This window comes from Loigolactobacillus backii (genome assembly GCF_001663675.1).
Taxonomy (GTDB): domain Bacteria; phylum Bacillota; class Bacilli; order Lactobacillales; family Lactobacillaceae; genus Loigolactobacillus; species Loigolactobacillus backii.
Genome location: NZ_CP014873.1, coordinates 1,752,368 through 1,779,359, shown reverse-complemented (window position 1 = coordinate 1,779,359; position 26,992 = coordinate 1,752,368). Strand labels below are relative to the sequence as shown.

General features: G+C 40.6%; 19 protein-coding genes, 22 tRNA genes, 1 riboswitch and 1 other annotated feature. Of the genes, 5 read left to right on the top strand and 36 right to left on the bottom strand.

Features of this window, described 5'->3' with window-relative positions; genetic code table 11:
• The first annotated feature begins 9 nt into the window (after positions 1-9).
• Both AYR53_RS08005 and AYR53_RS08000 read left to right on the top strand, forming a co-directional pair.
• On the top strand, positions 10-708 hold the full coding sequence (locus AYR53_RS08005) for an AzlC family ABC transporter permease (protein ID WP_068223594.1): 699 nt from the start codon (positions 10-12) through the stop codon (positions 706-708).
• A complete protein-coding gene (locus AYR53_RS08000; protein ID WP_068223590.1) occupies positions 705-1,031 on the top strand; it encodes an AzlD domain-containing protein in 327 nt (108 codons plus the stop codon). The genes AYR53_RS08005 and AYR53_RS08000 overlap by 4 nt, the downstream gene beginning before the upstream one ends.
• Positions 1,032-1,457: 426 nt before the next feature.
• On the opposite strand, the gene AYR53_RS07995 is transcribed toward AYR53_RS08000, so the two are convergent.
• The 5 genes from AYR53_RS07995 to AYR53_RS07975 all read right to left on the bottom strand — a co-directional run bounded on the left by AYR53_RS07995 (position 1,458) and on the right by AYR53_RS07975 (position 9,203).
• Complete coding sequence (locus AYR53_RS07995; protein WP_068226194.1) at positions 1,458-2,429, bottom strand: 3'-5' exoribonuclease YhaM family protein; 972 nt, start codon at positions 2,427-2,429, stop codon at positions 1,458-1,460.
• 5 nt (positions 2,430-2,434) lie between these two features.
• Positions 2,435-5,113, bottom strand: coding sequence for an ATP-binding protein (locus AYR53_RS07990; RefSeq protein ID WP_068223586.1), 2,679 nt, complete (start codon positions 5,111-5,113; stop codon positions 2,435-2,437).
• On the bottom strand, positions 5,103-6,326 hold the full coding sequence (locus tag AYR53_RS07985) for a metallophosphoesterase family protein (protein WP_068223583.1): 1,224 nt from the start codon (positions 6,324-6,326) through the stop codon (positions 5,103-5,105). The genes AYR53_RS07990 and AYR53_RS07985 overlap by 11 nt, the downstream gene beginning before the upstream one ends.
• Positions 6,327-6,641: 315 nt before the next feature.
• Positions 6,642-6,986 carry a YlbF family regulator gene (locus AYR53_RS07980; protein ID WP_068223581.1) on the bottom strand — a complete coding sequence of 115 codons (345 nt, stop codon included), beginning with the start codon at positions 6,984-6,986 and terminating at the stop codon, positions 6,642-6,644.
• A 69-nt stretch (positions 6,987-7,055) separates the two neighbouring features.
• The gene (locus AYR53_RS07975; protein ID WP_068223578.1) at positions 7,056-9,203 is read right to left on the bottom strand and encodes a PBP1A family penicillin-binding protein; all 2,148 of its coding nucleotides are present in this window, start codon (positions 9,201-9,203) and stop codon (positions 7,056-7,058) included.
• A gap of 161 nt (positions 9,204-9,364) precedes the next feature.
• Here AYR53_RS07975 and AYR53_RS07970 point away from each other — a divergent pair, with 161 nt between their 5' ends.
• A complete protein-coding gene (locus AYR53_RS07970; protein ID WP_068223575.1) occupies positions 9,365-10,279 on the top strand; it encodes an RluA family pseudouridine synthase in 915 nt (304 codons plus the stop codon).
• A 26-nt stretch (positions 10,280-10,305) separates the two neighbouring features.
• Here AYR53_RS07970 and argR read toward each other — a convergent pair whose 3' ends face one another.
• The 6 genes from argR to AYR53_RS07940 form a co-directional block, all read right to left on the bottom strand.
• Entirely contained in the window at positions 10,306-10,767 is a 462-nt protein-coding gene (gene argR / locus AYR53_RS07965) for an arginine repressor (RefSeq protein WP_068223572.1), read from the bottom strand.
• 425 nt (positions 10,768-11,192) lie between these two features.
• On the bottom strand, positions 11,193-12,887 hold the full coding sequence (gene argS, locus AYR53_RS07960; RefSeq protein ID WP_068280851.1) for an arginine--tRNA ligase: 1,695 nt from the start codon (positions 12,885-12,887) through the stop codon (positions 11,193-11,195).
• A gap of 256 nt (positions 12,888-13,143) precedes the next feature.
• A tRNA-Gly gene (locus tag AYR53_RS07955) sits at positions 13,144-13,214 on the bottom strand.
• A gap of 105 nt (positions 13,215-13,319) precedes the next feature.
• On the bottom strand, positions 13,320-14,255 hold the full coding sequence (locus AYR53_RS07950; RefSeq protein WP_318529167.1) for an alpha/beta hydrolase: 936 nt from the start codon (positions 14,253-14,255) through the stop codon (positions 13,320-13,322).
• 150 nt (positions 14,256-14,405) lie between these two features.
• Entirely contained in the window at positions 14,406-14,882 is a 477-nt protein-coding gene (locus tag AYR53_RS07945; protein ID WP_068223566.1) for a TspO/MBR family protein, read from the bottom strand.
• Positions 14,883-15,173: 291 nt separating this feature from the next.
• Positions 15,174-15,257, bottom strand: a tRNA-Leu gene (locus AYR53_RS07940).
• Positions 15,258-15,367: 110 nt separating this feature from the next.
• Between AYR53_RS07940 and AYR53_RS07935 the strand changes: the two genes are divergently transcribed.
• Entirely contained in the window at positions 15,368-16,210 is an 843-nt protein-coding gene (locus AYR53_RS07935) for an NAD(P)H-hydrate dehydratase (RefSeq protein WP_068223563.1), read from the top strand.
• A 28-nt stretch (positions 16,211-16,238) separates the two neighbouring features.
• Here AYR53_RS07935 and AYR53_RS07930 read toward each other — a convergent pair whose 3' ends face one another.
• The 3 genes from AYR53_RS07930 to leuS form a co-directional block, all read right to left on the bottom strand.
• Entirely contained in the window at positions 16,239-16,970 is a 732-nt protein-coding gene (locus tag AYR53_RS07930; protein ID WP_068223560.1) for a pseudouridine synthase, read from the bottom strand.
• Complete coding sequence (locus tag AYR53_RS07925; RefSeq protein WP_068280854.1) at positions 16,970-18,649, bottom strand: putative polysaccharide biosynthesis protein; 1,680 nt, start codon at positions 18,647-18,649, stop codon at positions 16,970-16,972. Before AYR53_RS07925 ends, AYR53_RS07930 begins: the two co-directional genes overlap by 1 nt.
• 156 nt (positions 18,650-18,805) lie before the next feature.
• The gene (gene leuS, locus AYR53_RS07920; RefSeq protein ID WP_068223557.1) at positions 18,806-21,226 is read right to left on the bottom strand and encodes a leucine--tRNA ligase; all 2,421 of its coding nucleotides are present in this window, start codon (positions 21,224-21,226) and stop codon (positions 18,806-18,808) included.
• Between the two features lie 71 nt (positions 21,227-21,297).
• Positions 21,298-21,500: a binding site (T-box leader), on the bottom strand.
• Positions 21,501-21,612: 112 nt separating this feature from the next.
• Here leuS and AYR53_RS07915 point away from each other — a divergent pair.
• A complete protein-coding gene (locus AYR53_RS07915) occupies positions 21,613-22,260 on the top strand; it encodes a phosphatase PAP2 family protein (RefSeq protein ID WP_068280857.1) in 648 nt (215 codons plus the stop codon).
• 1 nt (position 22,261) lies between these two features.
• Here the strand turns inward: AYR53_RS07915 and AYR53_RS07910 are convergent, their stop codons facing one another.
• The 22 genes from AYR53_RS07910 to AYR53_RS07805 form a co-directional block, all read right to left on the bottom strand.
• On the bottom strand, positions 22,262-23,746 hold the full coding sequence (locus AYR53_RS07910; RefSeq protein WP_178378323.1) for an MDR family MFS transporter: 1,485 nt from the start codon (positions 23,744-23,746) through the stop codon (positions 22,262-22,264).
• Positions 23,747-23,818: 72 nt separating this feature from the next.
• On the bottom strand, positions 23,819-25,006 hold the full coding sequence (gene metK / locus AYR53_RS07905) for a methionine adenosyltransferase (protein WP_068223548.1): 1,188 nt from the start codon (positions 25,004-25,006) through the stop codon (positions 23,819-23,821).
• A riboswitch (SMK box riboswitch) is annotated at positions 25,004-25,113 on the bottom strand. (Overlaps the previous gene by 3 nt.)
• Positions 25,114-25,207: 94 nt before the next feature.
• Positions 25,208-25,281 (bottom strand) — tRNA-Asp (locus AYR53_RS07900).
• Between the two features lie 2 nt (positions 25,282-25,283).
• Positions 25,284-25,357: transfer RNA gene (locus tag AYR53_RS07895), tRNA-Met, on the bottom strand.
• Positions 25,358-25,366: 9 nt separating this feature from the next.
• Positions 25,367-25,454: transfer RNA gene (locus AYR53_RS07890), tRNA-Ser, on the bottom strand.
• Between the two features lie 30 nt (positions 25,455-25,484).
• A tRNA-Glu gene (locus tag AYR53_RS07885) sits at positions 25,485-25,556 on the bottom strand.
• A gap of 9 nt (positions 25,557-25,565) precedes the next feature.
• Positions 25,566-25,653 (bottom strand) — tRNA-Ser (locus tag AYR53_RS07880).
• 4 nt (positions 25,654-25,657) lie between these two features.
• Positions 25,658-25,731 (bottom strand) — tRNA-Ile (locus tag AYR53_RS07875).
• Between the two features lie 28 nt (positions 25,732-25,759).
• Positions 25,760-25,830, bottom strand: a tRNA-Gly gene (locus tag AYR53_RS07870).
• A 19-nt stretch (positions 25,831-25,849) separates the two neighbouring features.
• Positions 25,850-25,922, bottom strand: a tRNA-Phe gene (locus AYR53_RS07865).
• Between the two features lie 4 nt (positions 25,923-25,926).
• Positions 25,927-26,000: transfer RNA gene (locus AYR53_RS07860), tRNA-Asp, on the bottom strand.
• A 2-nt stretch (positions 26,001-26,002) separates the two neighbouring features.
• A tRNA-Met gene (locus tag AYR53_RS07855) sits at positions 26,003-26,076 on the bottom strand.
• Between the two features lie 35 nt (positions 26,077-26,111).
• Positions 26,112-26,185, bottom strand: a tRNA-Ile gene (locus tag AYR53_RS07850).
• 15 nt (positions 26,186-26,200) lie between these two features.
• A tRNA-Met gene (locus tag AYR53_RS07845) sits at positions 26,201-26,274 on the bottom strand.
• A 12-nt stretch (positions 26,275-26,286) separates the two neighbouring features.
• Positions 26,287-26,360 (bottom strand) — tRNA-Pro (locus AYR53_RS07840).
• A 5-nt stretch (positions 26,361-26,365) separates the two neighbouring features.
• A tRNA-Arg gene (locus AYR53_RS07835) sits at positions 26,366-26,439 on the bottom strand.
• Between the two features lie 14 nt (positions 26,440-26,453).
• A tRNA-Leu gene (locus AYR53_RS07830) sits at positions 26,454-26,539 on the bottom strand.
• Positions 26,540-26,561: 22 nt separating this feature from the next.
• A tRNA-Gly gene (locus AYR53_RS07825) sits at positions 26,562-26,633 on the bottom strand.
• Between the two features lie 13 nt (positions 26,634-26,646).
• A tRNA-Thr gene (locus AYR53_RS07820) sits at positions 26,647-26,719 on the bottom strand.
• Between the two features lie 21 nt (positions 26,720-26,740).
• Positions 26,741-26,822, bottom strand: a tRNA-Leu gene (locus AYR53_RS07815).
• A gap of 12 nt (positions 26,823-26,834) precedes the next feature.
• Positions 26,835-26,907: transfer RNA gene (locus AYR53_RS07810), tRNA-Lys, on the bottom strand.
• A 3-nt stretch (positions 26,908-26,910) separates the two neighbouring features.
• A tRNA-Val gene (locus tag AYR53_RS07805) sits at positions 26,911-26,983 on the bottom strand.
• Between the last annotated feature and the right edge of the window lie 9 nt (positions 26,984-26,992).

The window sequence follows — 26,992 nt, the reverse complement described above, 5'->3', positions numbered from 1 at the left end:
GTATTTTTTATGAATTCTGAATTATCGGTTAAAAGTGGCTTGCACGACGTTATCCCAACAACATTTGGTTATATTGGTGTTGGACTTGCTTTCGGGATTGTCAGTCGAACAAGCCACCTAAGTTTACTAGCAATTTTATTAATGTCATTAGTTGTCTACGCTGGCTCGGCTCAATTTGTTATTACAAGCATGCTGCTGGCTGGTAGTCCAATTAGTGCAATTATTTTTTCCACCTTTTTAGTTAATGCCCGCATGATTTTAATGAGCACAACCATTGCGCAATACTTCCGACGTTATTCCAGTCTGGCAAACATTGGTGTCGGAAGTCTTTTAACTGATGAAACTTTTGCCTTAGGAATGAACAAATTAAATTACACCGACCACCAGTTAAACCTTCGCTGGTTTAATACAACTAACATTGTTGCTTACCTTGTTTGGGCAGCGGCCTCTATTACTGGCGCCTTAATTGGTAATTTAGTTACTGATCCTAAAAAACTAGGCTTGGATTTTGCTTTAGTAGCAATGTTTATTGGGCTACTCTATTTACAACTAATTAGTGATCGTTCAAAAAAATTATTAACGCAATTGACCGTTGTTATATTTGTTGTCGTTGCCCTCTATATTTTACTTATTTTCATGTCAGCCAACGCCGCTTTACTCGTTGCAACACTGTTGGGCTGCATATTTGGGGTGGTGATTGAACGGTGACTCGCTATATCTTTTGGACAATTATCGGTTGCGGTATCGTGACAGTCCTATCACGAACTTTTCCTTTCCTTCTAGTTAAAAATTTTTCACTGCCTAAATGGTTAATCCATTTTTTATCCTTTGTTCCAATTGCCATTATGACGGCACTCTTTGTTGAAAATTTATTGATACCCCATCAAGGACGACTACCAGGTATTGATTTAGAAAATCTTTTGGCCTCACTGCCAGCAATTTTAACGGCAATTATTACTAAAAGTTTGCTGGCAATTGTCGTCGTTGGTATTATCGCAATGGCCTTAATCCGTTTTTTTGCGCTAGCCTAGTAAGTCTAGGGGAGTGTGACAAAAGTCGGTTTGGGGTTCACTGCGTAACGTAAGCTGATCCAATAACCGTACTATGGTTATTGAATTAACTGTAGTTAGGCACGTAAATTCAGACTTTTGGCGCACGTTCTAGAGCAATGTTCGTAAACAGTAAGAGGCTAGGACTTTTTGTCCCAGCCTCTAATTAAATAGAGGAGTGCACCCAGACTTTTGCTGCACATTCTAGAATAATGATCGGAAACAATAAGCGGCTAGGACTTTTGTCCCAGCCGCCTATTGTTATTTTTCTGAACTGCACCTTCTAGATAAAACGTGCGCTAAAAGGCTGCCTTTCAGACATATTTTGGCCGGACTAGTCAGAAAATACTTGCGAAAATAATTTTCAAGCAACCATGGCTCGACTAGGCACACTTTCATTCAGGTACATTAATCCGTTTTGGGATCAATCACTTTCATCTCTGGTCGGTAAAAGTGCCGGCCATCCATTCCAAAAATTCGTTCTGAAAAATTACCAGGTTCTGTGTGCTCAAGTGTTCCCTGAAGCATCATTATCGAGGCATCTAGATCATCAATGTGGTGCAGCACTTCGGCCTCTAATATTTCTGGTTCAACTGGTGAACCATATTCTTTACGGCCATGATGCGCCAAAATGACGTGTCGTAAAAGCAGCAATTCTTCACTACTAGGATCGATTTTAAGTGCCGTACAAGCCCGAACAATTTCTTCATCAATCAGAACAATGTGTCCAAGTAAATTGCCGGCCAATGTATAAGTTGTTGCCATTGCACCAGATAGTTCAATCGTTTTACCCATATCATGTAAAATAATTCCCGCGTACAGTAACGGTTGTTTAATAAATGAATACTCAGCACAAATTGCCTGTGCCAAATGTAACATGGTGACCGTATGAAACGCTAAACCGCCTTCAAAAGCATGGTGGTTGGTCTTAGCGGCCGGATAATCAAAGAATTCCGTTTGGTGCCGTTGTAAAATCCAGCGAACAATCCGATTCCAATTCGGATTCGTAATTGCAAAAACTGCCTGGTTAATTTCTTGTTCTAAATCTGACTTACTCAAAGGTGCTTTCGGTAAAAAATCAGTTGCAGTTTGATGATCCGCCTCTTGTGCCAATCGTAATTTAAACAGTTTAATTTGTGGTTTTCCTTGATACAACTCGCGCTTACCAGTTAAATAGACTACCTTACCCGCCTGAAAACTAGTAATATCGGTTTCACTGGCATCCCAAAATTTGGCCGTTATTTGTCCAGAACTATCTTCAAACGTAAAGGCAATGAATTTCTTCCCGTTTTTAGCCAAACGAACTTCTGCACCCTTAACCACAACGAATAGAGCAACATTTTCGTTATTTTGGTAATCAAAAAGCTTTTTTTCAGCCACTAAAATCATCCTTTCCTTTTTAACTGAATTATTTCTTCTGGTGCAAACGAATTAAGGTCAGCTTCATTGGCCGTAAAATAAATAATTTGATTGTGCTGACTAATTTGCTTTAATAATTTTAAAATTGCTTGACGCCGTGGTGGATCAAAATTAATAAAGCCATCATCAATAATAAATGGCATTTTAGCAACATCACTGATTTCTTGCGCAAAGGCCAACTTAAAAGCAACGTATAATTGCTCTGCTGTGCCTTGTGATAATTCTCCAACCGCAAAAATTGTCGCCTGCTTACTTTCCCTAACTGTTATTAGATCCGGCGCCACACTTATTTTATCATAACGATCATTCGTTAAAATAGCAAAGTACCGGGTCGCTAGCCGCAATAATTGTGGAAATCTTTGCGTCGAGGCCGCCGTTAAAGTTGCCGTAATCCATTCACTTGCTAGCCGTTTAGCTAACCACTGTTGTGTTAGTTCGCTAATTTGTGCTTCCTGTTGAGCCACTTGTTGTAAAAGATCTTGATAAGTACCGTCACTCACTAATTGCTGCATCGTTGCTTGCAGCTTAACCAATTGTTGTTGCAGTACCATTAGCTGTTGCTGCAGCCGCTTTTCTTGGTCACTAACACTTACCAATGCCGTTTCTAGCTGGTTTTGGGTTGAATAATCCTTAAAATCAGCTACAAGGTCACCTAATTGATTAGCTAAATAATTAAATTGTTGCTGTTGCTCACTCTGCAACTGTTGTCGTTCAACTGACTTTTGTAATTCGTGATCGCTTACTAAATGATGTTGCGTTAGAAAATCAGATTGCTTTTCTTGCCAGTCCTTGATTTGCCGTTGTAAGCGTGTTGCTTGTTCCTGATAATAAGTATATTGCTGGTCCCGGTTACCCAGCTCGCTGGCCTTACGTTGCATTTCTTGATAAAAATCAATAATTTGCCTGACGGCTTTTTTAGGTTCCTTTTTATTAATTGGTAGCCATTCCTGCGCAAAAGAGAATTCATCCAACCAAGCGCTAATTTGCTGTTGTTGCTGGGTCAATTGCTCCGTTATTTTATGCGTTGTTACCTCTAGTTGTTGTAGCCGGCTTAAATCATGCTGGCGATTTAAAATTAAATTGGTCGTCAAAGTCTGATAGTGGTAACGTGCTTTTAAATTATCCCAAATTTGTTGTAATCCGGCCTGTCGCTGCCGTAATTGAGTTAATTTGGTCGTTATAACTTGTAATTGCTCTTTTTGCGCATCAAGTCGGGCCAAAGTTTGCTGCCACTCAGTGTTAGCCTTACTTGCGGTGTTCCGCTGGGTTTGCTGTTGGTAAATGAACCAGCCACTGGCCGCCAAACCAAATAAGCTTATTAATTTGAAACCACCAGGTAATAAAAGACCAATGATAGTTACCACTAAACTTATTCCTAATGTAGCCGGCCAGCGGTTAGTTTCTGGTGTTTTTTGCTCTAATTTGGAAACTTCTTGTTCTAACTGATCATTATGTTCAACCATTTGCTGTCGTAATTGTTCCTGCTCAATTAATTGTTGTCTTAAGGTTGTTTGTTCGGCAAAGTTATTTTGAGCCACTGCCAGATCAGCTTTACTTAAAGGTTCAACAGCTATCTGAATTCCTAATTCCGATTCTAATTCTTGTTGTTCCAATTGTGTAGCCTGTTGATTATTAGTTAGTAACTCTTGGCCGACTAATAACTGCTCAATCTGATCCTTTTGCGTCAGTAATTGGCCAAAGCGCTCATTATTTGCAATATAAAATTGAAATGCTGGGGTTAAAGCTTGACTCTTGGTGCGCTCGGCAATTTTTTGACTGACCTGTTGAAGATCTGTCGTTGTTAACGCCAATTGATGCTTATATTCCGAATATTGCGCCAAATCTTGATCAGTTAACCAAGTTGATTGATTCACACTTACTTGCTTCAATTGCAAGTAGGTTTGGTAATCCGGCCAGCTCTTCACCAGACGTTCAAGGCGACCTTTTTCTTGACTTAACTGGGCTTCATCTGTTGTTAATTTGGCCAATTGTTGCTCTTTTTCTTGTTTTTCCTGTACTAGTTGCATGTACTTAGGAAAGGCTCCCCGGGCTTGATTTACCTTCCTTTGTAGTTCTGTCAATTGCTTTAATGCAACATTTAATGGCCAAATTCGCCCTTTTTGGCGATAAAGTTTGGCCGCCTCACGCTGGTAAGTGGCAGCCTGCTGTAACCATTTATCGCTGCCAACTGCCCCCACCGCTAACAAATGTTGATTTAAGTCGGCCTTAGATAAATGAAAGATTTGATTCAAGGATCGTTCGTCAAAATGAAAAACCGCCTGAAATAATTGTGGTGTAATTGGTGCCAGTAATTGAGCCAGAAATTGTTCACCATAAACTTTTCCATCTTCATCAGTCACCGTTACGACACCGCCGGCTTTACCGCCCACCCGCTTAATCACAAAATGCTGCTTACTTGTTGCAATGGTTACTGTCCCACCATAACTATGACCAGCCTTGGGTAAATATTGCTGGTAAGGTTGCTTCTTGGTTGCAAACCCAAATAACACACCAGTGATAAATGAACTTAGCGTCGACTTTCCTGCCTCATTTAATCCATAAATCAATTGAATGTTCGCCTGAAAATCAAAAGTACGATCATGCCATTTACCGAAGCCAAAAATTGTTGCCTGTTCAATCTTCATCGCTAGCAACTCCGTTCTGATTAATTTCATCTAGCAAAGTTAGCACGTCATTTTTAAGCTCCGCCTGAAAATCAGCTTGCTTGATCAATGTATCTAGAAATGGATACTGCAGCAACGATCCAGCAAGTTCTTGCAGACTTTCTTCATTAAAGATCAGATCGGCCGCCTTTTGCCAATACTGCGTGTCTAAAGATTGAAAATTTGGGATCACATTGTTAACCAGTTTTAGTTCATAAATATAACGAAGATAAGGTTGCGCCGGGGACTGCTGTTGCAAATATTCAAGAAGTTCACCCGCCTGAATCCGTTTTAGTAACGCCGGACTTAATTGATTACTGTCGCTTAATTGAATGCTTAATAACAAATGATGCGCTTGCGGTAACTTGGCCACTTGTTCTTCAATTAGATTAATAATTGTGTTTAGACGCACCACTTGTTTAACAGAAACCACTATTTGGCGCCATTCAATAACTTCTACCGGATGAAATTCAAGATTTAATTGCCGATCAGCGGAAGTTGTAACCAGATAATAGCCCTTCTCACCTGATTCCTTTTTATGCCGCCCCTGAATGTTACCAGAATAGACAATCGGCGGATCCTGCTTTAAAACTTGCCGCTTGTGGATGTGACCCAAGGCCCAATAATCATAATTTTTACTCAATAACTCACTAAGATTAAATGGTGCATAAACGGCATGTTCTGAAGCAACACTGCTTTCAGAACCATGTAGTAGGCCAATTTGATAATCAACCTGACCTTTAACTGGGAATAACGAGGTCATATCTTTAGTAACCCAGCGATTTGTGTAACTAAAGCCACTCAGGGCCACTTTTTCGCCAGCAGCCGTTATTAAAGTAAACGTAGCTCCTTCACCAGGAAAAACATGCACATTAGCTGGAAAATCCAACTTAACACTATCTGAGGCTAAAAAATCGTGATTACCGTAACTCAAATAAACGGGAATCTTTTCGACCTGCAGCCGTTTAAATTGATTAACCAAAAAGGCCTGAACTTGAATACTTTGCGTCGTCTGGTCGTATAAGTCACCAACTAAACAAATAAAATCCACCTGAAACCTAATGGCATCATCAACTAGCCTTTTAAAAGCAACAAATGGTGAATCATGAATAACTTGCCAAAGTTGATCAGAAGCCGTTTTTAGGCCTTGAAAAGGACTATCTAGATGTAAATCCGCTGCGTGAATAAATTTCATATTATAACTATCAAAGCACTGCTTTAATAGATTAACCTCTTTTCTAAATAATCAGACTAAAGTTAAGCTAAATCCTACTCTAGCATAGGGAACGTACATTCGCAATTCCTGATTTTATAATTAAACAAAAGCGGAAATGGGCCAAAAGTTGGTTTTGGCGCACGTTCTAGCATAATGATCGGAAACAATAAGAGGCCAGGACTTTTGTCCCGGCCTCCGCTTGCTATTTCTGAACGTTACTCTAGAACGTGCGCCAAATGTCAGTTTCACTAATTAATCAGGAAAATACTAGTAAAAATATCTCCCCAGCATGAACTAGTTTGCGTAAAGTTCCTGAACTGGCTTAGTAATAATGCCATTTAAGTCTTCCATGATTTGGCTCAAACCTTTTTCTTTTTCCATTAAGGTCTGAATTTCTTTAAATTTACCAACTTTATCCGCAAGCTTTTTAGCCTCATCAATTTCTGAATCCTCTAAATTTTCACCTTGCATTTGTTTTTGCTGTAACTTCATATTTATTTGTTGAAAATTCTTAAAAAGATCATAAGCCTTCTGATTCTTTTTTAATTCAGTGTAAGCTGACTCCAAAGCCAAAAATTCATCAGTTTTACGTAGTTCGCCCTCAAGTTGGTTTGCAATATCATAAACTTTAACTGCCATAATGCATCTCCTTAATTAATCTGTATTTTTAATTATATCATGAACTGAAAGCAGTTTCTATAAGGACTCTTAATTGAACAATCCCTTAACTGTATCAACCCAACTATTGGCCTTATCCTTAGCCGAATCAAGATTGTTTTTGGCCTGATTGACACCATCCTGAACCTTGTTCCACCAAGTTGAATTAGAATTGCTCGACTTCTCGTCCGAAGCCATTTGCTGGGCATCCTGAACCTTAAAGGCCGTTTGTGGTGTGTTCGGTAAAATATTCGTCATTTCTGACTTCCAAACTGGCGCAACACCTTCCTCGCTGATTCCCTGCAAGAAGTGACTACTGTCGGTATTATCAAAACCAATCCACGTGGCAACAACAATGTTAGGGGTATAACCGACCACCCACTGATCCTTCGTTCCAAAACCATATGAATTAGGCACCTCAGTACTCCCCGTCTTACCGGCCACTTGATAGCCCGCCGGTTTAGCACTTTGGCCCGTACCGTGATCAAAGACACCCATCAACATGCTTGTCATTTGGTTAGCCACTTTAGTCGACATGACCTGCTTAGTTTTAACGTCTGTATTGTCCACCACAACGTTGCCACTGGCATCAACAATTTTTGTAATAAAATGAGAACTAGCCCGCTTACCGTTGTTTGCAAAGGCAGTATACGCACTCGCCATTTGGTACGGCGAGACACCTACTTTTAGGCCACCTAGCGCTAAGGCCAAATTCTGATCACTCTTTGGTAAATTAATACCAAAGTTCTCAACGGAATCAACACCTTTTTGCACACCAATTTGGTCAAGTAACCAAACTGCAGGCGCATTTAAACTTTGTGCAAGCGCCGTATACATTGGAATTTTGCCAGAATAATTATTACCGTAATCGGTTGGCGTGTAGTGATTAGAGCCATAAGACAGCTTTTTGTCAGTTAAAGAAGAATCATAATGGTAACCATTTTCTAAGGCCGGCGTATAAACGGCTAACGGCTTCATCGTGGACCCTGGCTGCCGTTTAATTTGCGTTGCTCGATTATAGCCACGGAAAACGTGTTCGCCCCGACCACCAACTACCGCGTTAACCCCACCAGTCCGGGGATCAATCGCCACGGAACCGCCTTGAACCTTAGTTCCATCACTAGCGTTGGCCGGGAATATCGAATCATCCTTAAAGGATTGTTCCATCTTACTTTGATAGGTTTGGTTCAACGCCGTATAAATCTTGTAACCCTTATTCATAATATCTTCTTCAGAAATACCGTACTTGTTAATTGCTTCGTCCACTACTGCATCGAAATAGTAGGGATACTTATAGCCATCTGCTTGCTCATACCGATCCTGTAAGTTCAACGGCTCCTGTTTAGCAGTTTTAACTTGACCGGCCGTTAACTTTTTATTTGTCTCCATTAGGCCCAAAATCAGGTTACGCCGGTCGATATTATTTTGCGGATGATCAATTGGATTATAAAAGCTTGGGCTGCGCAACATTGCCGCGATACTGGCAGCTTGCGCCGAATCAATATTTTGCGCCGTTTGGCCAAAATACTTTTCGGAAGCATCGTGGACACCCCAAACACCATTTCCAAAATAGGCATTGTTCAAGTACATCGTTAGGATATCTTTTTTTGTATAAACCTTGTTAATTTCAATTGCTAAAAAAAGTTCCTCTGCCTTTCGACTAAAGGTTTGTTTCTGCGTTAACAAGGCGTTTTTAGCAAGCTGTTGGGTTAAAGTGCTCCCGCCACCCATAATTGCACCGTGGTGAATCACATAACTAATCGCCGCACGAGCCATCCCTTTAATACTAAAACCAGGATTCGTCCAAAAAGAACGATCCTCCGTTGAAATAACAGCATTTTGAATTTGTGGCGAAATTTTATCGTAACTGACGTAAGTTCCTTTTTGGGAGTATAATGAACCCGCCTTTTGATTATTTTGATCATAAATTGTTGTTGTCGCCTGTAAATTGGCCTTCAGATTACCAACATCAGCCGTTTTTGCTAAATAGGTCAGGTAGGCACTGACGACAAAAAATAAGATTAAGAACATCAGCAATAACCAACGCCAAATCTGAAATCGGTGCCAGAAATGTTTTAACCAGTGCCAAAACGCGTGCCAGTAAGGACCCAATATCCTTCCTAGTTGGTGAATAATTGGCCCGATTGCTTGCTTAACAGCTCGAAAAGCACGCTTAATTGTATTCCAAAAATTAGTCATAGCATAACTCCATTATTGATCCATGTTTTAATTGCTCCATTATTGTAGCATACTTAATTGTTTACTTTTATCGGCAGAAAAAAAGTTAAAAAAGGATTAACAAATTAAATTTCCATTCTGACGACAATTCAGTACAATAATACTTATAAGGGAGTGATCATTTGCAAGCTTGGCACTATCATCTTAAGCGGCGACTAACTGCCACCGAATTACCACTGCGCGATTTATTACGCCGGGAATGGCTCATTCCAAAATCGGTTTACCACCAACTTCGGGTGAAACAACACGTTACCGTTAATGGCGTTTACCAAAGTGTCAATACATTAATTCATCCAGGTGATCTCATCGAGCTTACTTTTGAAACTAATGATTTCAGAACACCCTTACCAAACTACCATGCAGGTCAAGCCGCACAAACTGCCGTCTTGTACGAAACTAGTGATATTTTGGCCGTTAATAAGCCAATCGGACAAAAGACGCACCCTAACCAGCCTTGGGAAAATAATAGTCTGTTTAACGATGTTGCTAGTTACCTTGAACCACAACATTGCCTGCCCTACATTGTTCATCGTCTAGATATGGAAACTAGTGGCGTTTTGCTTGTTGCCAAGAATCCTGTTGTCCTCCCAATCCTAAATCGACTAATTAAGACTAAACGAATCAAGCGCCATTACATTGCTTGGATTCACGGTCAACTTAACCTACAACAAGGCACCATTGACGCACCAATTGGCCGTGACCCATTTGATAAGCGAAAACGCAAAGTTGCCGGAACAAACGCGGTTACCGCAATTACGCACTATAAGGTCCTTAAACAGGCCTCTGATCGAACGTTAGTTGGTATTGAGTTAGAAACTGGTCGCACACACCAAATTCGGGTTCATTTTGCTTCTATTGGTCATCCTTTGGTGGGCGATCCGCTCTATGATCCGCAAGGTAATCAATACGTGCGTTTATTTCTTCACGCTGATCGTTTGCACTTATTGACACCCTTTTCTTACGAACCAATTCTCATCAAAGCCCCTTTACCGGCCGTTTTTAACCAAAAAGTTCTTTTAAAAAAACTACCTAAATGACTAAATTAGTCCACTTTAGGTAGTTTTTAATTTATTTGTTGCATTTTATCACGAAAATAATCGTTAATTTCTTGCGCCGCGGTTTCTGAGGGACTAATAACAAGGATTGTATCATGTCCGGCAATCGTTCCGGCAACGTCGTCTAGCTTCATATCATCAATAATTGCTGCCAGTAAATTACCGTTACTTGGCGCAGTTCTGATGACATTAACAAATTCAATTCGAGTAATCGAAAGTGCCACCTGAGCCAAAGTATCAGCCAGCCGTTCTTCTTCACTCTTCTCACCATTGTGGTAAATCGTATAGCGGATAGTGCCGTTGGCGTCTCGTTCCTTAACAATTTGCATTTCGCGAATGTCACGCGAAATAGTCGCCTGCGTTGCCGGAATTCCCTCTTCTTTTAAAAGTGCCAACAATGATTCTTGGGTAGCAACACTGTGTTGTTTAATGATCTGTTCAATCCGTGCTTGTCGAACTGATTTTTTCATCATTATCACCTCATTACCTAGATGTTACTATTTAGTATAACAAATTAAAACCATTTTTTCTTATAAATATGAGGTTTTACTTATAAAAATCCGCCTAAATCTAGGAAATGTTTGACGATCGTAACTACTATTCCACAATTGAGGTTGGTTAACTAAGTACGCTAATAATCCTAACGCTCCATACGTTGTCCATTCAACTAAGACACAATCGCTCAGTTGAAACATAGCAAGCACAGGAGACCGTTTTTCCAAACACAAACTGGCGCGTATTCCGACATACACTTTCATTTAATGTATATTTTGCCCATTTTATAATAAAGTTGGATTGATTTTTACCATCTGTAATTTATAAAAATTAAAGGTATGGTCAAAAAAACACCTAAAATACTAACAATTTTTTGCTAGTTGTTTTAGGTGCTTTTAACTTACATTTCTTTGGGTGCATTGACCCCAAGTAACGATAGGCTTTGAACAAGTACTTGACTGACACTCGCAACCAGAGCTAAACGAGCTGGCTTTTCGGCATCATCAACTAACACTTTCGTATTGGCATAATATTTATTAAATGTCTTTGCTAAATGCAACGCGTATTTGGCAATGACGGATGGTTCGTATTCTTTACTGGCCCTAACAACCATCTGCGGAAAGTTGCCTAATGCCTTTAAAACTTCCCAGGCCGATGCATCTGTAATTGTATAATCGGCCGCCGCATCAAGTTCAGTTGCCCCAGCCTTACGTAAAATACTTTGTGCTCGTGCGTTGGTATATTGGACGTAAGGCCCAGTTTCACCTTCAAAACGAACGACTTCTTCAAGGTTGAAATCAAAATTATTCAAACGATCATTTTTCAAATCGTGGAAAATAACTGCTCCAATTCCAACATCTTTGGCAACGGCCTCTTTATTTGGTAAATCTGGATTCTTTTTATCAATTTCTTGCCGTGCTAAATCAACAGCGTCATTGAGCACTTTTTCTAATAAAATAACTCGTCCCTGACGTGTCGATAATTTTTTACCATCTTGCGTAATTAGACCAAACGGTACGTGGTGAATTTGGTCTGACCAAGCAAAGCCCATTTCTTTCAAAACAGCTTTTAACTGCTTAAAATGATCCCGTTGTTCATTACCAACAACGTAGACCGACTGAACAAAGTCATAAGTTCGTTTACGGTAAATGGCGGCCGCCAAATCACGCGTGATGTACAATGTCGCACCATCACTCTTTTTAATCAAGGCTGGATTTAAATCATAGGCTGATAAATCAACAATTTCAGCCCCTTGGCTTTCTTTCAACAAATTTTTGTCCTCTAGCAATTGAACGACTTCCGCCATTTTATCGTTGTAAAAAGCCTCGCCATTATAAGAATCAAAAGTAATTCCTAGCATGTCATAAATTTTCATGAATGATTTCAGAGAAACTTCACGGAACCACGACCACAGTTTTGTCGCCTCGTCGTCCCCGGCTTCTAGTTTGCGGAACCACTCTCTGGCCTCATCATCTAATTCAGGATTTTCCTGGTCTTCTTGGTGAAAACGAACGTAATATTTCAATAAATTGGTAATTGGGTCGGCCTTAACTGCCTCTTCACTACCCCATTTTTTATAACCAACGATTAATTTACCAAATTGTGTGCCCCAATCACCCAAATGATTAATTTTAATTGGATTATAACCGACCTTGCGTAAAATATTAGCAATGGCGTTCCCAATTACCGTTGAACGTAAATGGCCCATGGAAATTGGTTTAGCAATGTTAGGACTAGACATATCAATCGGAACGTTGCCCTTTTTGCCTAAATCGGCATCCCCATAGTGATCGGCGGTTGTTAAAATCTCGTGTAACAAATCATGACTGAATTGTGGTTTATCCAAAAAGAAATTAATGTAGGGACCGGCCGCCTGAATTTTCTCAAACTGACTAGCATCAATCTTCTCAACTAGTTCTTTAGCGATTAATTGTGGTGCCTTACGGTAAGTTTTGGCCAATGTGAAAACTGGAAAAGCGTAATCTCCCAAATTAGATGTCTTCGGGACTTCAATTAATTTTTGAATCGTAGCTTCATCTAATGTATCGCCTAGCACCGGCAGTAATGCTTTTACAACTGCTGCTTGATCATTCATAAAGTAGTTCCTCCTTAAAATTTTGCCTAAAAAAAGCCCTCAAAAATTGTAAGAGACGAGTTAAAACCCGCGGTACCACTCTTTTTGATAGGCTATCCACTTTCATATTCAGTTTAATTTTCAAAAGCACGACCTTACGTTAACCATCATCTAGCTCCCACCAAATCTAGACTCGCTGTTCATAATTTTGCGTAATTATTCTTTCTCAACAAATTAATAAAAAACGATCAAAGCAACCTAATCGTTTACTTATTCAAGCGGGTGACGAGAATCGAACTCGCGACGCAAGCTTGGGAAGCTTGAATTTTACCACTAAACTACACCCGCATTGCCACTACAATACTAACTATAAATAACAACTCTATTATTATAGCAAGCTTTTAATTGAATGGCAAATACACTCGTCGAAATGACTTAAATTTCTTAATCCAATCAATTTAAATTTTGGGCAAAGAACTGGCCAACTTTTTGCCGGTATTGTTTTGGATAATCACTCAGCGATTCAGCGTGGTGAGCACCGTTTGTGATCCATAATTTTTTCTTTCCTTTAGTGGCTGCATAATTTTTATAAACCATCCGCGTTGGGACAAAAGTATCGGCACTGCCATGAATAAAGAACGTTGGTAAGTGATTATGGTGTAAGGCCGTTAATGAACTGGCCTGCAAAAAATTATAGTGCGCGCGAATCATCGTGACGACACTGGCAGAATACAGTAACGGAAATTTAGGCAAATGGTACAAGCTCTTCAGTTCATAACTTAATTCGGCACTAACACTTTCGTAGCCACAGTCTTCAACAATTGCCTTAACTTGATGTGGTAAGTGCTGGCCACTTAACATCATCACCGTTGCACCGCCCATGCTAACACCAAACAATCCAATTTCACTAGTTTGACCATTATGGTGAATTACCTGCTTCGTCCACTTCAAATAATCCAATCGATCCGGCCAACCAAAACCAATGTAATTTCCCTGGCTGGCACCAGCACCACGATCATCGGGCGCCAAAACATTGTAGCCAAGCCGGTGGAATAAATGGATGTAGGCCGCCATATCTTCTTTGTTATCCATATAACCATGAGCCACAACAATCGTCTTTTCTGTTGTCTTAGCAGCCGGCACGTAATCGGCAACTAAACGTAAATCGTCCGTCGCTGACTGCTCGTGCCAACGTTGCTTAGGAACTTTAGCAAGCCAGCTCTTATTACGGGCAGTTATCAGTTTACTTTTGGCCGTTGGGTGAGACAAAACTTTCGGAGTAGGTTCAAAAGCAAAATGATAAAGGTACAAACTAGCGCCAGTAATTACTAATAAAATGACAACTAATACACCGATCAACCAGTAAACTAGCTTTTTTCTTAAACGCAAAATTTTCAGTCCTTTGTTAATGGCATTAATTAATTTCCTTATTATTTCACTTTTTTCTGAAAACTTCAAATCGTATTTTTGGCCATAAAAAATAACCAATAAGGCAATTTATTTGCCCGACTAGTTATTTCATACAGAACTAGCTAAACTTTAATTTAAGATTGCCACTCCCACCGTTAAATAGGTCGCAAACAAAAGCCAAATTAAGTAAGGCCAAATCAAATAGGTTAAACTGTTTTTAACCTTTTTGGTTTCAAAAAGAAGTTCTAACAGCACTACCAGCATAATTAAAATAACAATAAAACCAAGCCAATGTGCAGAAAAGTGGAAAAAGATAAAACACCAAAGGAAATTCAGTATTATTTGTGTAATAAAAAGAAGCCGCAGGTGACTCCCGTGGTCATGATCTAGCTCATAAAATGCATAATAACTGTACACACCTAAAAGTAGATATAGAAGTGGCCAAACAATCCCAAATACGATTCCAGGAGGTGCTAATGGTGGTTTACTTAACTGAGCATAAATACCTGCTATATTACCCGCTAATAAACTAGATAAACCACCAATAATTTCCATAATAACGATGGCCAGCACTAAATAAGGCCAATTAATTTGTTTTAAACGCATTAAGCATTTCCCCTTTCTTACTTTTAGATTAGCAAGAATCAAACCGAGAATATACTTATACACTTTTAAAACGTAACCGCACTTTTGATTCCAGATTGTAACACTTAGAAAAATTAAATTAGCGGACGCTGCAATTAATAAAATTGGAAAAGATTGTCATTAATACAGATATGCAAAAAAGTTTTACATTGATTCGATTTTCAAAAAATAAGGGTAAAAAATAAAGCAGCTATAAACGCTTTTTAACGACGTTTATAACTACTTTATTTATTTTTTAAAGCTTTATAATTATGCCGCTGGCAGGGATCGAACCTGTACTCACCGAAGTGAACAGCACCCTGAATGCTGCGCGTCTGCCAGTTCCGCCACAGCGGCAAATTAACTACTAAAATAGTTTAGCATTATTAAAAGGGTTAGGTCAAGCGCTTTTTGCCGCCACTTGGTATAATAACTATAAGTAGACACTAACTAAAGGTGGTTAAAAAATGCAAAAAATTACAGAGACAATCGTAAAACAGACAATTAGCAGGCGAAAAGCACAGAGTCATAAAGGAACTTATGGCCGGGTTATGACGATCGGTGGTAACCGCCAATTTGGTGGCGCAATTATTTTAAGTACTAGTGCCGCAGTTTATGCTGGAAGTGGCCTCGTCACCTGCGTCACCGATCCGATAAATTTTGCCAGCCTCCACGCCCGTTTACCAGAGGCAATGGTAATTAGTAATCAGGATGCCACTAGCATCAAACAATTATTACCAACAATGGATGTGGTCGTTATTGGACCAGGACTAGGTGAAAACTATCAGGCCTTAAAATTACTCGAATTAACTTTTTCCACCATTCAAAAACAACAAACCCTAATTATTGATGGATCAGCCATTTCATTAATCGCCAGCCACCACCTTAAATTACCGGATACACATTTAATTTTCACTCCCCACCAAATGGAATGGCAGCGCCTATCTGGTCTTCCGATTAAAGAACAAACACCGAGAAATAATCGTCAGGTCCAAGAGAAATTAGCCGGAACCGTCATCGTTAAGTCACATCGAACCGAGGTTTATCTAGCCACTAGTAAAAATAATTGGCGTAACACAGCCGGTACTGCCGCAATGGCCACAGGTGGCATGGGGGACACCTTAACCGGTATTATTGCGGGCTTCGTTGCCCAGTTTGCCGATTCTAATCAGGCCGTTTTAGCGGCGGTTTACACCCACAGCAAAATTGCTGATTATTTAGCAAAAAAGCAATACGTTGTTTTACCTTCACAAATTATTACTCACTTACCTGAATACATGGCCAAGATGGCTCAATCTGAAAATGATTAATTAAAAAAATAGCGGCAAAGCGTTAAATCTAAACGCCTTTACTGCTATTTTTTAATGCCGTAAGTTCCATTGTTGTCAATGGTCGGTACTGACCCACTGGCAAGCCTTCCGGTAAGGTCAGCGGCCCCATAGCTAATCGCCGCAATTTTAACACAGGCTTTTCAATACTTTGAAATAGCCGTTTAACTTCATGAAATTGACCTTCCAGCACCTGTACTTGAATGACCGACTGCTTTTTGGTTAAATCAAGTCCCATTATTTGCAACTTAGCAGGTTTAAATTTCGTCCCATGTTGGGTTATCACGCCTTCAGCAAATCGGGCAACATCAGCAGCAGTCACCAGGCCGTCAATTTGCGCCTGATAAAGTTTAGTTACTTGTTTTTTGGGACTTAACAATTGGTGTGCTAATTGGCCATCGTTGGTTAGCAATAGTAGCCCTGTTGTATCTTTATCAAGTCGACCAACTGGAAATAAATCAGCGCGAAAATCAGCCGTACTTAATAGTGCCATAACTGTTTTGGTTCGTGAATCTTTAGTCGCTGATAAAACACCGGCCGGCTTATTCAATAAATAATAGCTGAGCGGTGCATAATTAATGACTTCACCATCCAAAGCAATACTGTCCTGACCTGGTTCAACCTGCTGTTTAGCCAGTTTGACGCTTTGACCATTAACGGTTAACCTTCCTTGCTTAAGCCACTGATGAGCCTCTTTACGGCTGCCCATCGCAGTAACTGTTATAAAACGATCAATTCGCATTACTTAATCCTCAATCGTCGGCGCAAACCGGCAACTCTTTCGCCAAGAATTTCGTCGGCCAAACGTGAACGTAACATACAATAGCCGTAAACTACTGCGCCAAGCCCGGCGACAATTATGAGCACAAGCATACTTTGCAATCGACTTGCGGGATTTAAGAAGGTAAAGAGCCCTTTCTCGATTATCACACAAACTCCGTACATCAGTATGGCAGAAAATAAAATACCTGCCAAACGTCGAACGATCTCATTGAAATTTAAATCAAACCTTTGATGCAACGAGCGCATCATTAAAAAGCTAGTTACACCAAGACCAATAGCAGTTGCCATTAATGGCCCAAAAACCTTTAATAGCGCAATCATTGGGTACTGGACAATCAGCTTTACAATTAGTCCAATAACGAAATAAAGAATTGCCTTCTTATTTTGGTATAGCCCTTGCATCATCGCAGCTAAGACAGTGAATAGTCCTAAAATAATTGCTACGTAAGATGAGAATTCTAAAATTAAAGTGCCCGTAAAATTATAACTATAGAAAATGGTGTATAGTGGTTTGGCAACTGCCGCCATCCCAATTGCTGCAGGAATCATTATGAAGAAGAAAAGTTCAAGCATGCTATCAATTTGTTCCCGCAGCGATTTGCGATCACCCTTCGTAAATGCCTCTGATAAGAGTGGAATCGAGGTGACTGCCATTGATGAAGCCAACGAAACAGTAATCATAATTAATTTATTCGAACTAAACGCAAATAATTGGTAATAATTATAGAAATCAGCCTTTGTCCCACTCATGAACCGACCAATCCACTGAATGAACGTGTACTGATCAACCAATTGAAAAATAGTTATCCCGGCGTCCAAAATAATGAATGGAATTGCCTGCCGAACCATTTCCGTCAACATATCGCGCGTTGAAATATCTAAAACGGCCGCACTATTGCGGCTTAATTCATTCCAACCACTACGTTTACGTAAAAAGTACCACCCTAAAACTAGCAGACTTGCAATTGCGCCAATAAAGGCCGCAAAAGTTGATTGGGTAACCGCCGAAACATAATTTCCGTGAAGCACCCGCATAATCCAAAAGGTCATCGCCAACATATAAATAATTCGGGCCACTTGCTCGATAAACTGAGAAATTGCCGACGGCGCCATATCCTGATACCCTTGAAAGAAACCTCTAACGAGACTCATAACCGGAATGATAAGCAACGGCCACGCCAATGAACGAATAACGGGAATCGCATCTGGATTTCCCGTAGAAAGCCAAGGTGCCACAAAATACAACAGTGCCGCCGAAACAATCCCCATGATAACCATTAAGTAGATCCCACTACGAAACAGCTTTCGCCCGGTTGAATATTCGTTCATGGCATTATAGTGTGCCACTTGCTTTGCTACCGCCCCTGGAATACCAGCTGTTGAAATAACTAAAAATAAACTGTAGATATTATAGCCAATCGCAAAAAGTGCGTTGGCCTGGCCACTTTCAGCACCAAACATGGCCACCCAAGGAATAATGTAAAGTGCGCCCAGAATTCGTGAGGTAATACTGCCAGCAGTCATCCAAGCTGATCCCCGTAACATTTTTTCTTGTGCGGTTGGCTCACTTTTAATGTTTTGTTCTGGTTCAATCTTTTTATTCACGGACGGTTCATTTTGCAACCGTGACTTAGACATGGCATTCGTTCCTTCCTGAAAACATTCTTTTACATTCTAATTGAAATGGCACAACCTTTCAATTAGAATTAAGAAATTTAATTTTTAGTTAAAATAAAACGGAGCACTGGTAGTTTAATTAACAACCACCAATTGCTCCGTTTTATAGTAAATTGTTTAATTAGCAACAATGTTGACTAATTTTTGAGGAACTACGATTACCTTGCGAACAGTCTTACCTTCAATGGCTTTTTGAACCTTATCTTCAGCCAAAGCAAGCTTCTGCAGATCGTCCTTGCTGGTGTCCTTGCTAATCATTACTTTTGCCTTCAACTTACCGTTAACCTGAACAACAATTTCAATTGTGTCTTCAACCAATTGATCCTTGTCGTAAGTTGGCCAGGCCGCATAGGTAATGGATTCATCATGGCCCAATTTCTGCCAAAGTTCTTCCATCATATGTGGCGCAACTGGGTAAAGCATTTTGATAAAGCCTTCAATGTATTCTACGGGTAAAATATCAACCTTGTAGGCCTCATTGATGAAAACCATTAATTGCGAAATTGCGGTGTTGAAATGAAGGTGTTCATAATCTTCCGTTACCTTTTTAACCGTCTGATTATAAATTTTTGTCAATCCATCATCATGGACAGTGGTAACCCGATCACGTAATTCATCTTCATCGTCAATCAATAACCGCCAAACACGATCTAAGAATTTTTTAGCACCATTAAGCCCATCATCACTCCACGCAATTGAGGCGTCCAACGGTCCCATAAACATTTCGTATAACCGTAATGTATCAGCACCATATTCAGCAACAATATCATCTGGATTAATCACGTTACCTTTAGACTTAGACATTTTTTCGTGATTATCGCCCAAAATCATTCCTTGATTATATAATTTTTGGAATGGTTCTGGTGTTGGTACAACGCCAATATCATACAAGAATTTATGCCAGAAACGGGCGTAAAGTAAATGTAAGACGGCGTGCTCGGCACCACCAACGTACAAATCAACTGGTAGCCATTTCTTTAATTTATCATAATCGGCTATTTTTTCCTTGTTATGCGGATCAATGTAACGTAAGAAATACCATGAACTACCGGCCCATTGTGGCATCGTATTTGTTTCGCGCTTACCTTTCCGACCATTCTCATCAACAACGTTCACCCACTCAGATACATTGGCCAATGGGCTTTCAGTACTACCAGATGGTTTAACGTCATCGGTTTTTGGCAAAATCAATGGTAATTGATCTTCGGGAACTAAGGTTGTTTCCCCATCTTCCCAATGAATAATAGGAATTGGTTCACCCCAGTAGCGTTGCCGAGAGAAGATCCAGTCACGTAACCGATAGTTAACTTTTCGCTTACCGACACCTTTTTCTTCTAGCCAATCTAACGCACGACTGATTGCCTCTTTTTTATTTAGGCCATTTAAGAATCCAGAATTAATGTGTTCTCCATCATCCGTGTAAGCGGCCTTTGTAACATCACCACCCGCAATAACAGGCTTAATTGGTAAAGCAAACTTTTTGGCAAACTCAAAATCACGATCATCATGCGCCGGAACGGCCATAATTGCGCCGGTCCCATAAGATGCCAAGACATAATCTGCAATCCAGATTGGTACTTGTTCACCATTTATTGGGTTAATCGCGTAACTACCTGTGAACGCGCCAGTTTTCTCTTTAGCCAAATCAGTTCGTTCGAGATCACTCTTAGTTGAGATCTGTTTCTTATACGCCTCCACTGCTGCCTTTTGTTCAGCAGTTGTTAAGGCGGCAACTAGTTCATGTTCTGGTGCTAGTACCATATAAGTTGCACCAAACAGTGTATCTGGACGGGTTGTGAAGACCTCGATCGATTTATCTTCCTGACCAGCAACTTTAAAATTAACACTGGCCCCTTCGGAACGGCCAATCCAATTCCGTTGCATTTCTTTAATGCTTTCTGGCCAATCAAGTAAATCCAGGTCCTTTAATAAACGGTCTGCATAGGCCGTGATTCTTAACATCCACTGCCGCATTGGTACCCGATAAACGGGGAAGCCCCCACGTTCAGTCTTGCCATCAACAACTTCTTCGTTAGAAACAACGGTGCCACCCAATAAATCAGGCGCCCAGTTTACTAACACTTCAGATTCATAGGCCAGTCCTTTTTTGTACATTTGTTCAAAAATCCACTGGGTCCATTTATAGTAGTTTGGATCGGTGGTATTTACTTCCCGACCCCAATCATAGGAAAAGCCCAACGAATTAATTTGTTTACGGAAAGTTTCAATGTTTTTTTTAGTAAAACTAGCTGGACTATGCCCGGTATTCAAAGCGTACTGTTCAGCCGGTAAACCAAAAGCATCCCAACCCATTGGGTGTAAAACGTTGTATCCTTGCATCCGTTTCATCCGCGCAATAATATCCGTTGCTGTATAGCCCTCTGGATGGCCAACGTGTAGTCCCTTACCAGAAGGATAAGGAAACATATCTAATGCATAGAAGTTCTCTTTTTTAGGATCCTCTGTCGTTTTAAATGTATTATTATGTAGCCAATAATGATTCCATTTACGTTCAACAACCTTATGATTGTAACTCATAAATTAACTTCCTTTCTAACGTCAATAAAAAATTGCTGTGCTAAAGAAAAACGCCCCACAGGAAATATATCCTGTAGGACGATATGACCGCGATGCCACCTACATTTCGTATTAAATACGACACTTGACGTCTTAACGCGACCGCACGTTTTAATCTACTTAAATTCGACTAAACACTCTAAGGTGAGTTCAAAAAATCACTTTACGAATTCACATCAACCATTCGTTTTCTGTTAAAAGTAACTTTACTACTAATCCTTTTCACAGTTTCTTATTATTTATTTCATCATACCAAAAAGAATTTTTGTTTTCAAGCCGGACTTTCCTAAACATGCTAAACTAAAATAAGTTAATTTAGCCTAATAACTGAAAAGGATTGATTTAATTTGCAATTAACAAACCAACAACGAAAACAGCTTGCAGTCACTGCAGGGATTAGCTACTTCATTTTTTTCCTAATATTGCTTAGCCTAGAAATAAACGCTAACTGGTTACAACAATTTGACCAAACTACTAACGCCTTTATCACCCAATTTCGACAACCAAGTCTCAATCACTTGGTTATCATCATTACTGAATTTGGTAATCCAGCAAGCACCACACTTATTGCACTTATTTTAATTCTTCTATTAGCAGCAACACAACAAAATAAACTGGCCTTCCTAGTTTTCATAAATGTTGGTTTTATCGCTGGACTAATTAACCATATTATTAAGGAGCTTGTTCAAAGACCGCGGCCAACTGCCGTCAGTCATTTAGTTAGTGCTGGTGGTTTCAGTTTTCCAAGTGGCCACGCAACTACAAGTGTATTGTTATACGGCACTTTTTTTATACTCAGCTATTGTTTAATCAAAAATGCTACCCAACGCAGGCACTTAACCTATCTTTGGGTAGCATTACCATTACTAATCGGTCTCAGCCGAATTTACGTCGGTGTTCATAATACGAGTGATGTTATTGCCGGCTGGTCTTTTGGCCTCGCAAACCTTTGTTTAACCTGGCTATTATTTAGCTATTTGGACCACGTTAAATAAACTATCGTTCCACCACTTTTTTGCGTTTTCCAAATAAATTCACGATAATCGCCAGAATCATTAAAATAACGGAAGTCATGTAGATGACGTGTAGACCACTATATAGTATTTCCCGTAAAGTTGGCAACAATTTTGCCGGTAAACTAGTAGCTGTTTGTGGATTAACTAAACGATTCATCATATCACTAGTAATCCCACTGTGTTTGTATTTTGCAACTCCAGAGGCCAGATGGAGGTTCAAAATAATTCCGTAAACCGAAACCATCAAGGTTTGGCCTAGCGTCCGACATAGGGTATTAAATGATGTTGCCACACCAATTTGATCTTTAGAAACCGAGTTTTGTGAAACGACAGTCGTTGTTGTGATAGTGACACCAAAACCAAGTCCCAAAAAGGCCGCAACGATTAAGAAAGTCGAAAACGATGTTGTTTCTGGTAAAACGGCCAAAACAAAGCTACCACAGGCCAATAAGGCCAGACTCCAAAAAAGAATAAAACGCGGGGTGTATTTAGCAAGCAACCCCCCAGTGATAAATGATGCAACAACCCACATCAGTGAACTTGGAGTCACAACAAAACCACCCATGGAGGCCGGCAACCCTAAAATTCCCTGCATCCACATTGGCATATAGACTTCAAACCCCATTAAAAAGCCACTAACCAATGCGGCCACTATATTTTGAACGTTAAAGGTTTGATTTTTAAATAACGCCAATGAAATAATCGGATCCGTAGCAGTTTTTTCGGTTTTGATAAAAAGTAAAAAACAGATAATAGCAATAACAAACATTAAGACTAAAACTAATGAAAACCCGTGTTCTAAAACTTGGAAACCGTACATAACACAGAGTAAGGTTAACATTAGAAATAAACTTCCCCGGTAGTCAATCGGTGCCTTAATTACTTCTCGCTTAGGTTCATTCAGGTAATGTGAGATCATCCAAATCGTAATTAGGCCAATCGGTACGTTAATAAAGAAAATCCAGTGCCAGCTTAATTGTTCAACAATGAAACCTCCAAGTAAAGGGGCAACGACTGAGGCAATGCCCCAAGCCGAACTATTAAAGCCCAAAATCTTGGCTCGCTTCTCTATTGGGTAGATATCAGCAATTATTGTAAATGATAATGGCAAGATTGCTCCGGCGCCCATTCCCTGTAGTGCCCGAAAAATAATTAAAGTCATCATATTTTGCGCAAAACCACATAGAGCCGAACCAATAATAAATAAAAGAAGTCCAACAATAAATACTGACTTTCGACCAACTCGATCGGCCAGTTTTCCATAAATCGGTGTTAGCATTGCGTTAGTTAATAAATAAATTGAAAAAATCCAATTCATTAAATTCATTCCGTGTAAGTCACCAACAATTGTTGGCATTGCCGTTGAAACTATTGTACCTTCAATGGCTGACATAAAAGTTGCAATAAAAATAGCAACTGTTACTAAAGTGACGTTTGTTTCTTTCTTCATTTTGCCCTCCTTCATTCACTAAATCATATAAAAAGACCCCTATCAGGAAATTGAAAAATCCCTGGTAAGGGTCGCCTCTTGTAATCGTTAATCTAATGCATTATGTAATGCATCAACCTTGTCTAAGTGTTCCCAAGGTAGATCAACATCTGTACGCCCAAAATGACCGTAAGCAGCCGTCTGCTTATAAATCGGTCGTTGTAAATCTAACATCTTAATAATACCAGCTGGCCGAAGATCAAAAATCGTTCGAACAACCTTAACTAACTCACTTTCAGGAACTGTATTGGTCCCTTGAGTATCAATTGCAACGGATACTGGCTGAGCAACACCAATTGCATAAGCAAGTTGAACTTCACAACGTTTGGCATAGCCAGCAGCAACAATGTTCTTTGCAATATAACGTGCCGCGTAACTGGCCGAGCGATCAACCTTAGTGGCATCCTTACCGGAAAAAGCACCGCCACCATGTTTAGCATAACCACCATAAGTATCAACAATAATCTTACGTCCAGTTAAGCCAGCATCTCCTTGTGGTCCACCAATGACAAAACGACCAGTTGGATTAACAAAATATTTGGTTTTTTCATCAAGCAAACTAGCTGGAATTACTGTTTTAATTACTTGGTCAATCATGTCCTTACGAATTTGTGCTAATGATACATCGGGATCATGTTGGGTACTGATCACTACTGTATCAACTCGTGCTGGTTGTCCATTATCATCGTATTCAACGGTAACTTGAGCCTTGGCGTCAGGACGCAAATATTTAATTGTGCCATCTTTGCGTAATTTTGCAACTTGGCGCATCAATCGGTGTGCCAAAGAAATTGGTAATGGCATTAATTCCGGGGTTTCATCAATTGCAAAACCAAACATCATGCCCTGATCACCGGCACCAATTTTATCTAATGGGTCCTCGTCTGAATTACGTGCTTCCAAGGAATCATCGACCCCCTGGGCAATATCAGGTGATTGTTCATCCAAAGCCACTAAAACAGCGCAGTTATCACCATCAAAACCATACTTACCATGTGTATAACCAATACCTTTAATTGTTTCACGCACCGTTTTTTGGATATCAACGTACGCACTTGTTGAAATTTCACCGACCACAAGGACTAACCCTGTCGTAACGGTAGTCTCGCAGGCAACCCGTGCTTTTGGATCCTGTGCTAACATGGCATCCAAAATAGCATCACTAATCTGATCAGCTATTTTATCTGGATGCCCTTCAGATACTGATTCTGAAGTAAATAAGTGTCTTTCACGCACTTTATATTCCCCCTATACATTTAATCCAATTAATTGGATAGTTAACTCGGTTACAAGGCATATCCACATAAATCGTGAATCCTCTCGGGAATCTGCTTATAAACCAAGAACTAGTCTATCATAATAATTGGCCATTTAAAAGTTGAATTCCCACTAAATGATAATAAAAAAAAGACAACATTAAAATGTTGTCTTACATTACGGTCCCAACGGGACTCGGACCCGTGATCTCCTGCGTGACAGGCAGGCGTCATAACCAACTAGACCATGGAACCAATTGCGGGAGCAGGGTTTGAACCTGCGACCTTCGGGTTATGAGCCCGACGAGCTACCAGACTGCTCCATCCCGCGATAATATAAAGGAGGATGAGAGATTCGAACTCTCGCGTGCTATTACACACCTGACGGTTTTCAAGACCGTTCCCTTCAGCCACTTGGGTAATCCTCCAAGACTAAAAATTAACTATATGATGTACCATGACCCGTACGGGATTTGAACCCATGTTACCGCCGTGAAAGGGCGGTGTCTTAACCACTTGACCAACGGGCCATCAAAAAACGGAGAAGGAGAGATTCGAACTCTCGCGCGGTATAACCCGCCTACACCCTTAGCAGGGGCGCCTCTTCAGCCACTTGAGTACTTCCCCAAAATGGGCCTAAATGGACTTGAACCATCGACCTCACGCTTATCAGGCGTGCGCTCTAACCAGCTGAGCTATAGGCCCATATAATGAATAGTTAATTATCAGACAAAGCGGGTGACGAGAATCGGACTCGCGACAACAGCTTGGAAGGCTGTGGTTTTACCACTAAACTACACCCGCATAATTATTAACTATAAGATGGCGCGGGACAGAATCGAACTGCCGACACATGGAGCTTCAATCCATTGCTCTACCGACTGAGCTACCGAGCCATTACGGTCCCAACGGGACTCGAACCCGTGATCTCCTGCGTGACAGGCAGGCGTCATAACCAACTAGACCATGGAACCAATTGCGGGAGCAGGGTTTGAACCTGCGACCTTCGGGTTATGAGCCCGACGAGCTACCAGACTGCTCCATCCCGCGATAATATAAAATGGTTTTACAACATCCACCATAGATGGACCTTGTAGGACTCGAACCTACGACCGGACGGTTATGAGCCGTCTGCTCTAACCAACTGAGCTAAAGGTCCAAGCACTAAAACCTATCGCGGCAAAGGGAATCGAACCCCCGACCTCCCGGGTATGAACCGGACGCTCTAACCTGCTGAGCTACACCGCGATAAACTATCAATCGGGAAAACAGGATTCGAACCTGCGACCCCTTGGTCCCAAACCAAGTGCTCTACCAAGCTGAGCTATTTCCCGAAAAATGCACCCAGTAGGAGTCGAACCTACAACCTTCTGATTCGTAGTCAGACACTCTATCCAATTGCGCTATGGGTGCAAATATTTATTTAATGCCGAGGACCGGAATCGAACCGGTACGGTGATTACTCACCGCAGGATTTTAAGTCCTGTGCGTCTGCCAGTTCCGCCACCCCGGCAAGGTTGAAAAACTCGGAACTAAGCGGAAGACGGGATTCGAACCCGCGACCCCCACCATGGCAAGGTGATGTTCTACCACTGAACTACTTCCGCATAACAATAAAAATGCCGACTAGACGATTCGAACGCCCGACCCTCTGATTACAAATCAGATGCTCTACCAACTGAGCTAAGTCGGCATACTACTTACTTCATACAACTGCGGGTGAAGGGACTCGAACCCCCACGCCTCGCGGCGCTAGATCCTAAATCTAGTGCGTCTGCCAATTCCGCCACACCCGCAAAAACTGGCAATGAGCCGTAACAGGTTCGAACTGTTGACCCTCTGATTAAAAGTCAGATGCTCTACCGACTGAGCTAACGGCTCAAATGGAGATTACAGGGTTCGAACCTGTGACCCCCTGCTTGTAAGGCAGGTGCTCTCCCAGCTGAGCTAAACCTCCAAATGAAAT